This is a genomic window from Streptomyces sp. NPDC060028 (genome assembly GCF_042736725.1).
Taxonomy (GTDB): domain Bacteria; phylum Actinomycetota; class Actinomycetes; order Streptomycetales; family Streptomycetaceae; genus Streptomyces.
Map to the genome: position 1 here is coordinate 1 of NZ_JBHWVJ010000010.1, position 13,878 is coordinate 13,878.

Below are 13,878 nucleotides of genomic sequence, written 5' to 3' on the forward strand. Positions count from 1 at the left end.
TTGCGATGCACCGCACCGGACACCGCGACCCGGCAAACCTTTCCGGCCACAGCACCAGTGCTGTGGCATCGGTCGGACAGTCCCGGTCCTCAGCCCGAGACGGCCTCGGCCCAGTTGCGGTTGACGGTCTCTCTCGCCTTCTCCGTCTGTGCCTCCGTCGGAAACGTCGGCGTGCCCTCGACCGTCGGCAGTTTTGCTGCGGCGGCCTTGTCGAGGGTGCCGTCCTTCTTCATGGCGTCCATGAGGACGGGGCGTGCATAGGCGCCGAGCCGGATGTTCTGGCCTTCCGGGCTGAACACGTACTCCTGCCACAGACGTGCCGCCGCGGGGTGCGGGGCGTCCTTGTTCACCCCCTGCGCGTAGTACTCGGCGAAGCTGCCGTCGAAGGGGATGGACGTCCGCCAGTCGACGCCCGCGCCCTTCTCGCGGAATTCGTCGGCGTAGCCGAGGTTGAGGAAGTCCCAGTCGATGCTGATCGGGGTCTGGCCCTTCGCGATCGTGGCCGGTGTGGATTCGACCGGGTTGAAGTTGCCGTTCTTGCTGAGCTCGGCGAAGAAGTCGATGCCGGGCTGGATGTCGTCGAAGGAACCCCCGTTCGCCAGGGCCGCCGCATGGACTCCGGCGAAGGCGGAGCCGGATTTGGTGGGGTCGCCGTTGAGCGCGACCTGGCCCTTGTACTCGGGCTTGCGCAGATCGGCGAAGGTCGAGGGGCAGGTCTTGACGCGCGTGGCGTCACAACCGATCGAGATGTAGCCGCCGTAGTTGTTGTACCAGCGGGCATGCGGGTCCTTCTGTTGCTTGGGGATCTGGTCGTACGCGGCGACCTTGTACGGAGCGAGCAGGCCCTGCCTGGCCGCGGACTGTGCGAAGGAGCCCCCCACGTCGATCACGTCGGGGGCGCGGCCTTCGCCCCTGTGCTCCTTCAGGGCGTTGATCTCGTCCTGGCTCGTACCTTCCGGCTTCTCCACCATGACCTTGATCCCGTACTTCTTCTCGAAGCCGTCGATCAGTGCGCCGTAGTTGGCCCAGTTGCCCGGGAGCGCGATCGTGTGGAGCGAGCCCTCTTGCTTCGCCGCTGTGGTCAGTGCCGCCATTCCGCCGGCGTCCGCGGCGGAGGTGGCCACCGCGGGCGCTCTGGGCCCGGCGGGGGGTTTGTCTCCGCAGGCGCCGAGGGGCGCCGCCGCGAGGGCCAGGCAGGCGGCGACGGAGGCTGTCCGGAGACGGGGTGCGGGCACAAAGGCTCCATTACGGGCGGATCGCGTACTGATCGAGGCCAGGGTACGTTCGGCGGCCTGGGCAGCGCAGTCCCAGACGGTGGTGTCCGCGTCTTCCCTGCGACTGCCGACCCCGGCGCGTTCTCAGAACCCCTCGTCGTCCCACGCGGACAGGAGAGCCTCCCCGAGATCCGCCGCGGGCGGTCCGGCCTCGTCGTGGAGGGCCTGTTCGCTCCAGATGATCTTGCCGCGGGCGGTGTAGCGGGTGCCCCAGCGCTCGGCGAACTGCGCGACGAGGAACAGGCCGCGGCCGCCCTCGTCGGTGGCCTCGGCCCGGCGCAGGTGGGGGGAGGTGCTGGACCCGTCGGAGATCTCGCAGATCAGGCTGCGGTCGAACAGCAGCCTCACCCGGATGGGCTCGCTGCCGTAGCGGATGGCGTTGGTCATCAGCTCGCTGAGGATGAGTTCCGTGGTGAAGGCGATGTCCTCCAGGCCCCAGTCCGCGAGTCGGCGGGCGCAAGCCTTTCGCACCGGGGACACCGCCGCGGGGTCGGGGGGCACGTCCCACTCGGCGATCCGCGCGGGGTCCAGTCGGCGGGTGCGTGCCACCAGCAGCGCGACGTCGTCGCTGGGCCTGGTGGCCAGCATCGCGTCGATCACCGCGGTACAGGTTTCCTCCGGGGTGCGGGCGGGCCCGGCCAGGGCGGCGCGCAGCGCTGCCAGGCCCGCGTCCGGATCGCGGTCGCGGCTCTCGATCAGCCCGTCGGTGAAGAGCGCCAGCCGGGAGCCCTCGGGCAGGGTGACCGTCACGGTCTCCACGGGCATGCCCGCGCCCAGGCCCAGCGGCGGGGAGACCGGCACCTCGGGGAAGGACACGGTTCCGTCGGGGTGGACCAGAGCTGGGCCCGGATGCCCGGCGGTGGCGGCGGTCACCTGCCCCGAGACGGGATCGTAGATGGCGCACAGGCAGGTGGCTCCGGTGATCCCCTGCCACTCCTGCTCGTCGGTGTCGATGTGGGCGACCAGTTCGTCCAGGTGGCTCAGGAGTTCGTCCGGGGGCAGGTCGAGGGTGGAGAAGTTGTATACGGCGGTGCGCAGGCGGCCCATGGTGGCGGCGGCGTGGAGACCGTGGCCGACGACGTCGCCGACCACCAGGGCCACGCGGGCGCCGGGCAGCGGGATGACATCGAACCAGTCACCGCCCACCCCGGCCCGGGCGGCCAGATAGCGGTGCGCGACCTCGACGGCGGACTGCTCCGGTACGACCCGGGGCAGCAGGCTGCGCTGCAGCGTGACGGCCATGTTGTGCTCGCGGGTGTAACGGCGGGCATTGTCGACGGACAGTGCCGCCCGGGCGGTCAGCTCCTCGGCGAAGGACACATCCTCCTCGTCGAACGGCGGGGAGTCCTGCTCCCGCCAGTAGCCGGCCATCCCCAGCACCACGCCCCGGGCCCGCAGGGGCACGACGATCAAGGAGCGGATGCCGCGGTCCAGGATCTGCGGCGCGTTGGCCTGGTCCTGGGCCCGCCAGCGGTGGGTGGCACGCAGGTCCGCCTCCAGGACCGCACGGCCGCCGGCCAGCCCGGCGGCCACGGGGCCGGTGGGTGCGAACCGGATCAGCTCGCCGACGGGGGAGAGCGGGTGGTCGCCCTGAAGGCCGACGACGGCGGTGCGGCGCATCTCGGTGCTCGCTTCGGGCGGCTCCTCGCCGCGCAGTACCGGGTCCAGCAGGTCGACGGTGACCAGGTCGGCGAACCGCGGGACCGCCACCTCTGCCAGTTCCTCCGCGGTGCGCTCCACGTTCAGCGTGGTTCCGACCTGCACCCCCGCGTCGTAGAGCAGCTTCAGCCGCTCTCGGGCCACCTCGGCCCTGCCGGAGAGTGCCCGCAGCTCGGTGGTGTCCCGCAGCGTGACGACGGTCCCGGCCTTCCCGTAGGGGGCGGTGGGCCGGATGTTCACCGCCAGTAGCCGATCGGCTGCCATGTGCAGCTCGTCGGTCGCGGAACGGCCCGATGCGATCGGATGGGCGATCCCGTCCTCCAGACCCAGGTCCGTGACGGGGAGCCCTTCCGCGTCCGCCGGCAGGTCCAGCAGCCGCCGCGCCTCGTCATTGGCCAGCAGCAGCCGTCCGCCGCCGCCGACGATCAGTACGCCCTCTCGCACCGCGTGCAGCACCGCGTCGTGGTGCTCGTACATCCTCGTCATCTCGGCGGGTCCCAGGCCGTGCGTCTGGCGCAGCAGCCGACGGCTCACCAGAGCAGTCCCGCCCGTGGACAGGGCGAGCACCACGGCTGCGCTGCCGAGGACGACCGGCAGTTGCCGGTTCACCATGCTCTGGACGTTCTGGACCGTGACCGGGGAGGAGACGACGGCGATGACGGAGCCGTGGGAGTCCTTGACGGGGACCACCGAGACCACGGACCGCCCCAGGGACCCTTCGAAGGTCTCGGTGAAGGACTTGCCGGCCGCCGCTCCGGCGAAGGGGCCGACGACGCGTTTCCCGATCTGTTCCGGGTCCCTGTGGGTGAGGGTGACCCCGTCGAGCGTGTACACGTTGATGCCGTCGACCCCGGCGATCTTCCGGGCCGCCTCGGCGCTCGGCTGTAGCACCGCGCTCGGATGGGGGCTGTGCAGGGCCGCGACGATTCCCGGCGATTTCGCGAACGTTCCGGCGGCGGCGAGCGTACGGTGCCGGGCGTCCAGCATGCCGGCGCTCCCGGCCTGCACCACGAGCGCCACCACCGCGGCGGCGACGAGGAGAACCACGACGGCCAGCTGCAGGAGGAACACCTCGCCGGCCACGCTGCGCACGCTCAGCAAAGAGGACAGACGCCACGCCCTTCCCGCGGGGGGCCGGGAGTGCTCCTGATGCTCCTGGTGGTGTCCTGAGCGCGGACGCCGAGGGGCAGAGGGAGAGCTCGTGGTCCAGCCGAGCAGCTGACGCCGGAAACGTCCATGGAGGTCGCCCATACTCCATTTTCTAACCTCTACGGGCCGACGGCAGCGGGGAGCGAGCGGTAGCCGATCAGTAGCGTTCCGGCAGCCCCCTCGGCGGAGCGAGGATGTGGCGCGACGCGTGGGGGCGCGGGCGGGATCCGGGCCGCTGATGTGGCCGGTGTCCCGGTGCCGGTCAGTCGAGCGCTCGGCGCCCCGGCACCGCGGCGCCCGGGTCCCAGCCGCGCCGGGGTACGGAGTCGAGCAGCAGGCGCGTGTAGGGGTGCTGCGGTGCGTCCAGTACGTGGCCGGTCGGGCCCGATTCCACGACCTTCCCCGACTTGAGCACCAGCACCTCGTCCGCGATGTGCCGGACCACCGCCAGATCGTGGGTGACGAAGAGATAGCCGATGCCCGCCTCGCGGCGGATCGTGGAGAGCAGTTCGAGGATCTGCGCCTGGATGGACACGTCGAGCGCCGCGACCGCCTCGTCGAGGACGAGGACCCTGGGCTCCACCGCGAGGGCACGCGCGATGGCCACGCGCTGGCGCTGCCCGCCGGAGAGGCGCCGCGGCAGCGCCGAGGCCTCGCGTTCGCCGAGGCCGACCTGGTCCAGGAGCTCGGCGACCCGGGCCCCGCGGGCGGCGGTGTCCAGCCGGGTGTGGAGCCGCAGGACCTCGTCCACGCATCCGGCAGCCGTCACCCGCGGGTCCAGCGAGAGGTACGGGTCCTGGAAGACCATTTGGATCTCCCGGGCCCGGGCCAGCCGTTCGGCTCGGCCGCGGACCCGCGCCGAACGGTCCCGGCCGCCGAGGCGTACGGTGCCGGCGTCCGGGCGTTCCAGGCCGACGAGCATGCGGACCGTCGTGGTCTTGCCGCTGCCGGACTCCCCGACGAGGGCGAGGGAGGTCCCCGGTGCGAGGGTGAACGACACGTCATCGACGGCGGCGTGGTTCCCGTACCGCTTGCACAACCCCTCGACGACGAGATCCTGGGTCGCGGTGGTCACAGCGTGATCCCTTCGTCGGCGCGGTGGCATGCGGCGAGTCCGTCGCCGTACCGCGCAAGTGCGGGTGTCTCCTCGGCGCAGCGCGGCAGCGCGTGGGCGCAGCGCGCGGCGAAGGCGCAGCCCGGCGGCGCCTCGGCCAGGGAGACGGGGCGGCCGGGGATCGGCCGGGGGGCCGGTGAGCCCCGTTCGATGCGCGGGGTGCAGGCGAGCAGCCCCGCCGTGTACGGATGGCGCGGCCGTTCGAACAGCTCGTCCGTGCCCCGCGTCTCGACGATCCGGCCCGCGTACATCACGTACACGCGGTCGCAGATGGCGGAGGCCAGTTCGAGATCGTGGGTGACGAAGAGCAGGCCCGTGCCGCGCTCGGCCCGCAGCCGGGTGAGGATCGCGATGATCTCCGCCTGGGTCGTGACGTCCAGGGCCGTGGTCGGCTCGTCGGCCACGAGCAGGGCGGGTTCGGCCGCGAGCGCCGCGGCGATGACCACCCGCTGGAGCATGCCGCCGGAGAACTCGTGCGGACGGCGGCGCAGGGCGCCCCGCGGATCGCGGATGCCGACCGCGCTGAGGAGTTCCTCGGCCCGGGCGGTGGCCTCGGCGGCGGGGGTTCCGGCGGCGCGCAGCCCCTCGGTGAGGAAATCGCCGACCCGGCGCAGGGGGTTGACGCAGGACCGCGGGTCCTGGAAGACCATCGCGACCTGCCGGGCCCGCAGTGCGGTCAGCTCGGCGCGGTCCATGGTGAGCACGTCCCGGCCGGAGACCCGGACGTGTCCGCTGGTGCGGGCGCCTGCGGGCAGCAGCCCGAGAACGCTGCGACAGGCCACCGATTTGCCGGAGCCGGATTCGCCGACCAGGCCGACCGTCTCGCCGGGCAGTACCCGCAGGCCGACCCCGTCCAGGATCGGCCGGGCCGCCCGGTCGTCCGGCAGGCGGATGCCGAGCCCGTCGATCTCCAGGAGGGGCGGGCCGCCGGCCGGTGTCTTCTCTTTGGCCATGGTGTTCACCGTTCCCGCCTCGCGATCCGGTCGGCGAGTCCCTCGCCGACGATGCCGAACGCCACCACGGCGAGCACGATGCACGCCGAGGGGGCCAGGGCGGGCAGCATCGCCCCTTGCTGGACGGCCGACTGGCCTTCGTTGATCATGGCGCCCCAGTCGGCGGTCGGCGGTTGCACACCGAAGCCGAGGAAGGAGAGCGCCGCCAGGTCCATCAGCGCGTACCCGAAGTTCATCGCGGACTGGGCGAAGACGGTCGGGGCGATGTTCGGCAGCAGGTGCCGCAGGCACACGTTCCAGCCGGACCAGCCCTGTACCCGGTACGACTCGATGTACGGGCGGGCCTTCTCCTGGCGCGCGATCCCGCGCACCAGCCGTCCCACGTACGGGGTGTAGGCCACCGCCATGGCGATCACGGGCGCGGTCATGCCGGAGCCGACGACGGACACGAGCAGGATCGCGAGCAGCAGACCGGGGATGGCGAAGGCCATGTCCATCGAGCGGGACAGGACCGAGTCCGCCCAGCCGCCGCGCCAGGCCGCCACGACGCCGAGCAGGGTGCCGAGGAGGGTGGAGACCCCGACGACGAGCAGCGGCCCGAGCAGACCGGTGCGGGCGCCGTGGATCAGCCGGGACAGGACGTCCCGCCCGGACTGGTCGGTGCCGAGCAGGTGCTCGCCGGTGGTTCCGGCCAGGGGCGAGGAGAGGTCGAGGACCTCGGGGTCGTACGGGGAGAGGACGGGCGAGAGGACGGCGACCAGGACGAGTACGGCGAGCACCGCGACCGAGGCCGTGAACAGCGGGCCCTGGCCGAGCCGGCGCAGGCCGCGCAGGCCGGGCCGGCGGCGCAGCGGCGTCGGCGCCGCGCCGGCCGGGGAGGACGCGGAGGGCGTGGTGAGGGTCATGAGGAGCCTTCCCCGTGGAGGGACAGCCGGGGGTCGATGAGCGGGGCGAGCAGGTCCACGGCGAGGTTCACCAGGACGAAGGCCGCCACGCTGAGCAGCGTGATCGCCTGGACCACGGCGAAGTCCTTGGCGGTCACCGACTGCACCAGCAGGGAGCCGAGCCCGGGCACGTCGAAGGCGGTCTCGACGATCGAGGTGCTGATGAGCAGTCCGGCGAGCGTCGTGCCGCCGACGGTGACGACCGGGCCCAGGGCGTTGCGCAGCACGTGCTTGCGGACCACGGTCCGTGGTGCGACACCGCGGGCGTGTGCCACCTCGACGTGTTCGCGGCCGAGTTCGTCGAGCATCGCCGAGCGGGTCACCCGGGCGAGCAGACCCGCGAAGGTCAGCGCCAGGGCGAAGGCCGGCAACGTCAGGTGGTACAGCCGGTCCGCGAAGCCCACGGGGGTGCCGCCCGGCCCCGGGAACCAGCCCAGTTGGACGGAGAAGAGCGACACGAGCGCGATGGCGGTGACGAACGAGGGGGTCGCCGTGGCCACGCCGGTGCCGAGGAGCACCGCGCGGTCCAGCGGACCGGGGCGCAGCGCGGCGAGGATGCCGGCCGCCACACCGAGGACGGCGACGAGCAGGGCCGCGTACCCGACGAGCAGGGCGGTGCCGGGCAGCCGGGAGGCGATGAGCTCGGTGACGTCCTGGTGGAACTGGGCGGAGCGGCCGAAGTCGCCCCGCAGGACCCCTCCGAGCCACTTCGCGTACTGCACGGGCAGCGGATCGTCCAGGTGGTACTGCGCGCTCAGGGCAGCCACGGCCTCGGGGGTCGCGGGGCGGCCGTGGAGCAGGAACGACACCGGGTCGCCGGGGGCCAGGTGGATGGAGCCGAAGACCACGAGGGAGGTCACGAAGAGCACCGTCACCAGGCCGAGGAGCCGACCGACGAGGTAGCGGGTCATCGCTTCGCGGCCCCGATCGTCGCGGCCCACGGGTAGTACAGCTGCGCGATCCCGGTCGGTGCGCCGGTCACCCGATTGCCGAGGAAGACCGAGTAGGGCGCCTCGTACACGGGGATGACGGGCAGTTCGCGCAGCGCGATCCGCTGGAGCTCGGCGGTCAGCTCCGCCCGTTCGGCCGGATCGGGCTGCGCGTTGGCCCGGTCGAAGGCGGCGTCGTACTCGGCGTTCGACCAGCTGCCGTAGTTCCCGAAGTCCCCGGTGCGCAGGTACTGGTAGAACTCCAGCGGGTCCGGGGTGTTGTCGTATCCGTTGGTGATGACCAGGTCGAGGCCGGCCCGCGCGTTCGGGTCGACGAAGATGCTGCTGTACGCGTCCGGAGCGACGGCCTTGAGCCGGACGTCGAGGCCGATCTGCCGACCGGCGGCCTGGACGGCGTTGGCGACGACGCTGATCTCGGGCGAGAGCGTGCTGGTGGCCAGGGTGATCGTGCGGCCGGTCGCTCCCGCCTCCTGGACGAGCTCCTTCGCGGCCTTGACGTCGTAGACCGGCTCGGACAGGGAGTCGTAGAACTCGGCGGTCTTCTCCGGGGCCAGTGCCCAGGCGCCGCGTGCGGCGGGGGCCTTGGCGGGGAAGCCGACGCCGCCGGCCGCGGCCTTCACGATGTTCTTCCGGTCGAGTGCCATGGACAGGGCCTTGCGGACCTTGAGCTCGCCGAGCGGGCCGTGGAAGTCGAGGACGGCGAGGTCCGCCGCGGCGGTGTTGGGGCCGAACAGCACCGTCCCCTTGCCGCCGGTGCGCAGTTGGGCGAGGGAGGAGGAGGGCAACATGTACCCGCCGTCGGCGGTGCCCGAGAGGAAGGCGTTGGCCCGGGCGGCGGGGTCCTCGACGAAGGTGAACTTCACGCCGTCGGACTTGGGGGTCAGCGACCGGTCCCAGTAGTCGGCGTTCTTCTTGAGGGTGATGCTCTCGCCCTGGGTCCACTGGTCGAGGGCGTACGGCCCGGTGCAGTTGACCGTGCCCTTGGGGGTGCCGTACTCCTTGCCGGCCTTGGCCAGGGTGGCCGCGCTCTCGACGGTGCCGGGGGAGGCGGCCATGAGTTCGTTCAGGAGGACGTCCGGCCGGGCGAGCCGGATCGTCACCTCCAGGGGGCCGGTCTTCTCGATGGCGGTGACGTTCTTGAACGCCGAGCCCCAGGGCGACCCTGTCGCCGGGTCCACGTGGCGCCCGAGGGAGGCGACCACGTCGTCGGCGGTCATCGTCGTCCCGTCGTGGAACTTCACCCCGGGCCGCAGGGTGTAGACCAGCGTCCGGGGGTCGGGCCGGTCGTACTTGACCGCGAGACCGGGCTCGATCTTCAGGTCGGGCGTGACCCGCAGGAGCTGCTCGCAGACGTTGGCGAGCACGGTGTTCGGCGGGTAGTCGTACGCGAGGGCGTAGTCGAGCGTGTAGGGCTCGGCGTACAGGGACCACGTGAAGGAGGTCAGGGGGCCCTGCGCGGGCGGCGAGGTCGCGGTGATCCGGTAGCCCGCGGCGTCGGGTGACTGGTGGGTCGTGACGCCGGAGCAGGCGCCGGTGGTGGCCGCGAGGGCGGCGGTACAGGCGAGCAGCGTGATGGTTCTGGGCGTGCGCATGCAGACCCACCCCTTTACGGGTGTAGTGACGGGCGCTGGGGGATGGAGCGAGTATTGATGCGGGAACGTTCCCGCACAAGACTTTGCGGGAACGGTTTTGCGGAGGTCAGGAGGGTGGCAGCATCGTCCCCATGACCGATGTTTCACGGCATGACGGGGCCGCCTCGCAGCCCACCCAGCGCGTCCGGCTCGTCGACGTGGCCCGCGAGGCGGGACTGTCCAAGACGACCGTCTCGGCGGCGCTCAACGGCACCGGACGGCTCTCTCCTGAGGTACGGGAGAAGGCGCGCGAGACCGCGCGCGTCATGGGCTACCGGCCCAACGCCACCGCGCGCCAACTGCGCACGGGGCGGGCCCGGCTGATCGGATACATGGTCGGGGAACTTGCCGACACCCCTTGGTCCTTCCTGGAATCGCCGTACTTCGCCAGGCTGACCGCAGTCACCGCCGCGACCGCGCTGAAACGCGGCTACGCCGTGGTGCTGCTGCCCGCCGGCTCCCTGCAGAGCGAGTGGGCCGGCCTCCCGCTCGACGCGGTGGTCGTGGCCGACCCCGTCACCGGCGACCCGATCGTCGACGATCTGCTCGCCGCCCGGATCCCGGTGTTCAGCGACCGCTCCGTCGAGGGGCGGCCGGGTGCGTACTGGGTGGACGTCGAGGCCGGGCCGGCCGTGTGCGGGACCTTGGACCACCTCCTGGAACAGGGGGCACGGCGGCCCGCGCTGGTGCTGCTCGACAGCCCCACCCGGTTCCATACGGAGGTGCTCGCCGCCTACCGCGACTGGTGCACCGCGCACGGCGTGGCGCAGCGGGTGGTGCGCGCCGCGGACCCGGGCAACGGGCCGGTCGTACGAGCGGTCGAGACCGCCCTGGCGGGTGACGGGGAGGGGCCGGACCGCGTGCGCCCCGACGCCCTCTTCGTCGTGGCCGAGGCGAGCCCGCCCCTCGTCCTGGAGGCGGCGCGCCGCCAGGGCTACGAGGTACCCGGCGATCTGCTGCTCGTCTGTGTGAGCGAGGACGTGACGGCGGAGCACACCGAGCCGCCGGTGACGACGCTCAGCCTGCAGCCCCGGGAGATCGCGGAGGCCGGCATCGAACTCCTCGTAGCGGTCCTGGAGGACGGCCGCGCGGAGTCGGACGGGATGCTCGTGCCGACCCGGCTCGACGTACGGGCGTCCTCGGTACGGCGCCCTCAGAGGGAGTGGACGAGCCTGCCCCCGACGTAGGTCCGCTCCACCTGGGCCCGGGCGATCTCCTCCGGGGGTGCGGCGAAGATGTCGCGGTCCAGTACGACCAGGTCGGCGAGGTGGCCGGGGCGCAGGCTGCCCGCATCGTCGAGGCCGTTCACATGGGCGGAGCCGGCCGTGTAGGCGGCCAGCGCGGTCGCGAGGTCGAGGCGCTGTTCGGGCAGGAAGACCCGGTCGTCGGCGGCGTCGGCCTCGGGTTCCCTGCGGTTGACGGCCACGTGGATGCCTTCGAGGGGGTCGGGGCTGCTGACGGGCCAGTCGCTGCCGGCGGCCAGGGTGGCGCCGGCCCGCAGCAGATCGCCGAAGGGGTACTGCCAGGCGGCGCGTTCGGGGCCGAGGAAGGGGATGGTCAGCGCGTCCATCTGCGGTTCGTGCGCGGCCCAGAGAGGCTGGATGTTGGCGATGGCGCCGAGCCGGGCGAAGCGGGGGAGGTCGTCGGGGTGGACGACCTGGAGGTGGGCGAGGTGGTGGCGGTTGCCGCGCGGGCCGTTGGCGGCGACGGCGGCTTCGAGGGCGTCGAGGGCCTCGCGGACGGCCCGGTCGCCCAGGGCGTGGAAGTGGATCTGGAACCCGAGGGCGTCGAGCGCGGCGGCGTACCCGCGCAGCGCGATGGGTTCGACGAAGCTGAGGCCGGTGTTGGCCGTCGCGCAGCCGCAGCCGTCGAGGTACGGGGCGGTCATGGCGGCCGTGAAGTTCTCGGCGATCCCGTCCTGCATGATCTTCACGGAGCCGGCCCGGAAGCGGCCGTGGCTCAGCTTCTCCCGCAGCGCGACCAGTTCCTCGATCTGCTCGGCGCCGCGGTCCCGGTCCCACCAGAGCGCGCCGGTCACCCGGGCGGTGAGCGAGCCGTCCCGGGCGGCGCTCACGTAGGCGTCCGAGGGATCGGGCTTGCCGCCGAACACGCCGAGCAGCGCGTCCTGCCAGCCGGTGATGCCGAGCGAGTGCAGGAGTTCCTGGGCCCGCAGGAGACCGGACAGCCGCTCGGCGGGGGTGCTCGCGGGCACGAGACGGGAGACGAGAGCGGTGGCGCCCTCCTGGAGCACTCCGCTGGGACCGCCGTCCGGCTCCCGTTCGATACGGCCGTCGGCCGGATCGGGGGTGTCGGCGGTGATCCCGGCGAGTTCGAGTGCCCGGGTGTTGGCCCACGCGCCGTGATGGTCCCGGTTGACGAGGAACACCGGCCGGTCCGGGAGCACGGAGTCGAGCAGCTGCCGGGTGGGCAACCCCCCGTCGAAGCTCTCCATCGACCAGCCGCCGCCGGTGATCCACGCGTGGTCCGGGTGGGCGTCCGCGTACGCCCGGATCCGGGTCAGGTACTCCGCGACGCCGACCGTCCCCGTCAGATCGCACTCGGCCAGCTCCGTACCGCCGTAGACGGCGTGGACATGGGCGTCCTGGAACCCTGGGATCAGCAGCTTCCCGGTCAGGTCGACGACCTCGGTACGGGGGCCGATGAGCTCCCGCACCTCGTCGTGGCCGACGGCCGCGATCCGGTCGCCGACGACGGCGAGCGAGGTCGCTCGGGTGCGGGCCGGATCGACGGTGAAGACGGGGCCGCGGGTGAAGACCAGATCGGCCTTGGCCATACGGAGCTCCAGTACATGAGGCGACGGTTGGTGGGGACATGGAAGCGGGACGGCCGTTTACACGTCAATGGTGTTGACGTAAGGTCCCGTCATGTCCGAACGAGTGGTTCCCGAAGGCAGGCGCCAGCGCCACCGACCGACCAAGCAGGGCGCCGTACTCTCGGAACGGCTGATCATCGACACCGCCCTGCGTCTGGTCGCTCAGCACGGCGCGGCGGCGCTCTCGGCGCGGAGGCTCGGCGCGGCGCTCGGCGCGGATCCCAGCGCCCTCTATCGCTACTTCCGCAACACCGACGCCCTGCTCCTCGCCCTCTCCGACCAGCTGATCGGCCGTGCGCAGGAAGGCTGGTCGGCCACCGGTGACTGGCGGACCGACCTGCGTGCCATCGGGCTGCGCATCCACGCCTCCTACCAGTCCAACCCTCAGGCCGCGCTCCTCACGGCGCACCGCACGACAGGGCGCCCCCATGAGACCCGGGCCGTCGAGGCGATCCTCGGCATCCTGCGTTCCGGGGGCTTCCCGGACGCCCTCGCCGTGCGGATCTACCACGCCTTCGTCGACCAGGCCCTGGCCTTCGCCGCCCAGGACGCCGCCGCGCTCGCCCTGCCGGAGGCGGCGCGGGAGTCGGACGAGGAGGTCTGGCACGAGGTGTACGGCAGGCTGTCGCCCGAGACTCACCCGAACATCGCGGCGGCCTTCCCGCTGCTCGCCGCCGACATGCGCGACAGCGGATACCCCTTCGCCCTGGAGCTGATGCTCGGCGCGGTGGCGGCGCTCCGCCCGACGGCGGACGGCGGCTGAGCGGCGGCCCTCCTCCAGCTCCGGCCCTCCTCCAACTCCGGCCCCACCCAGCTGTGGCCGCGCCCGGACGAGAAGGGAGCAGCTGCTTTGTGCAGCCGCCCCCTTGTCGTGCTGGTACGTCAGGCGTAGAAGCGGTACACCGCCTGGGCGACGCACGCAGGCTTGTCGGTGCCGTCGATCTCCACGGTCAGGTCCGCGACGACCTCGACGCCGCCCTTGACGTCCTCGACGGACGCCACGCGGCCATGCGTACGGATCTTGGAGCCGACGCGCACGGGCGAGGGGAAACGCACCTTGTTCAGGCCGTAGTTGACCTTCATCGACACGCCCTCGACCTCGAGCAGCTCGCTCCACATCGGGATGAGCAGGGAGAGCGTCAGATAGCCGTGGGCGATGGTGCCGCCGAACGGACCCGCGGCCGCGCGCTCCGGGTCGACGTGGATCCACTGGTGGTCGTCGGTGGCGTCGGCGAAGGTGTCGACCCGCGACTGGGCGATCTCGACCCAGGCGCTGTGCCCGAGGTCGGCTCCGGCCTGGTTCCTGATCTCGTCGATTCCGTGGACGGTGACGGGCATGGTGGTGCTCCTTGCCTGGTGAGGGTGGTGAGG

Annotated in this window: 11 protein-coding genes; 2 read left to right on the forward strand and 9 right to left on the reverse strand. The window is 72.2% G+C overall.

Annotated features, from left to right (window positions below):
- Positions 1 to 89 precede the first annotated feature (89 nt).
- The 7 genes from ACFWBF_RS07750 to ACFWBF_RS07780 form a co-directional block, all read right to left on the reverse strand.
- Positions 90 to 1,235 carry an ABC transporter substrate-binding protein gene (locus ACFWBF_RS07750; RefSeq protein ID WP_385596795.1) on the reverse strand — a complete coding sequence of 382 codons (1,146 nt, stop codon included), beginning with the start codon at positions 1,233 to 1,235 and terminating at the stop codon, positions 90 to 92.
- A gap of 123 nt (positions 1,236 to 1,358) precedes the next feature.
- A complete protein-coding gene (locus ACFWBF_RS07755) occupies positions 1,359 to 4,025 on the reverse strand; it encodes a SpoIIE family protein phosphatase (protein WP_385596798.1) in 2,667 nt (888 codons plus the stop codon).
- Between the two features lie 319 nt (positions 4,026 to 4,344).
- The gene (locus tag ACFWBF_RS07760) at positions 4,345 to 5,187 is read right to left on the reverse strand and encodes an ABC transporter ATP-binding protein (RefSeq protein ID WP_385596801.1); all 843 of its coding nucleotides are present in this window, start codon (positions 5,185 to 5,187) and stop codon (positions 4,345 to 4,347) included.
- The gene (locus ACFWBF_RS07765; RefSeq protein ID WP_385596804.1) at positions 5,154 to 6,149 is read right to left on the reverse strand and encodes an ABC transporter ATP-binding protein; all 996 of its coding nucleotides are present in this window, start codon (positions 6,147 to 6,149) and stop codon (positions 5,154 to 5,156) included. The genes ACFWBF_RS07760 and ACFWBF_RS07765 overlap by 34 nt, the downstream gene beginning before the upstream one ends.
- 5 nt (positions 6,150 to 6,154) lie before the next feature.
- Positions 6,155 to 7,054 carry an ABC transporter permease gene (locus ACFWBF_RS07770; RefSeq protein ID WP_385596806.1) on the reverse strand — a complete coding sequence of 300 codons (900 nt, stop codon included), beginning with the start codon at positions 7,052 to 7,054 and terminating at the stop codon, positions 6,155 to 6,157.
- Entirely contained in the window at positions 7,051 to 8,004 is a 954-nt protein-coding gene (locus ACFWBF_RS07775; RefSeq protein WP_385596809.1) for an ABC transporter permease, read from the reverse strand. Before ACFWBF_RS07775 ends, ACFWBF_RS07770 begins: the two co-directional genes overlap by 4 nt.
- A complete protein-coding gene (locus tag ACFWBF_RS07780; RefSeq protein WP_385596812.1) occupies positions 8,001 to 9,635 on the reverse strand; it encodes an ABC transporter substrate-binding protein in 1,635 nt (544 codons plus the stop codon). The genes ACFWBF_RS07775 and ACFWBF_RS07780 overlap by 4 nt, the downstream gene beginning before the upstream one ends.
- A gap of 131 nt (positions 9,636 to 9,766) precedes the next feature.
- On the opposite strand from ACFWBF_RS07780, the gene ACFWBF_RS07785 reads away from it, so the two are divergent.
- Positions 9,767 to 10,861 (forward strand): LacI family DNA-binding transcriptional regulator, encoded by a 1,095-nt coding sequence (locus tag ACFWBF_RS07785; protein WP_385596815.1) that lies wholly within the window; start codon positions 9,767 to 9,769, stop codon positions 10,859 to 10,861.
- Here ACFWBF_RS07785 and ACFWBF_RS07790 read toward each other — a convergent pair.
- Positions 10,828 to 12,468: an amidohydrolase gene (locus tag ACFWBF_RS07790; protein WP_385596819.1), complete on the reverse strand. Its 1,641-nt coding sequence runs from the start codon at positions 12,466 to 12,468 to the stop codon at positions 10,828 to 10,830. The two genes, ACFWBF_RS07785 and ACFWBF_RS07790, sit on opposite strands and share 34 nt — an antisense overlap.
- 91 nt (positions 12,469 to 12,559) lie before the next feature.
- On the opposite strand from ACFWBF_RS07790, the gene ACFWBF_RS07795 reads away from it, so the two are divergent.
- A complete protein-coding gene (locus tag ACFWBF_RS07795; protein WP_385596822.1) occupies positions 12,560 to 13,270 on the forward strand; it encodes a TetR/AcrR family transcriptional regulator in 711 nt (236 codons plus the stop codon).
- A 119-nt stretch (positions 13,271 to 13,389) separates the two neighbouring features.
- Here the strand turns inward: ACFWBF_RS07795 and ACFWBF_RS07800 are convergent, their stop codons facing one another.
- On the reverse strand, positions 13,390 to 13,845 hold the full coding sequence (locus ACFWBF_RS07800) for a MaoC family dehydratase (RefSeq protein WP_385596824.1): 456 nt from the start codon (positions 13,843 to 13,845) through the stop codon (positions 13,390 to 13,392).
- Positions 13,846 to 13,878 lie beyond the last annotated feature (33 nt).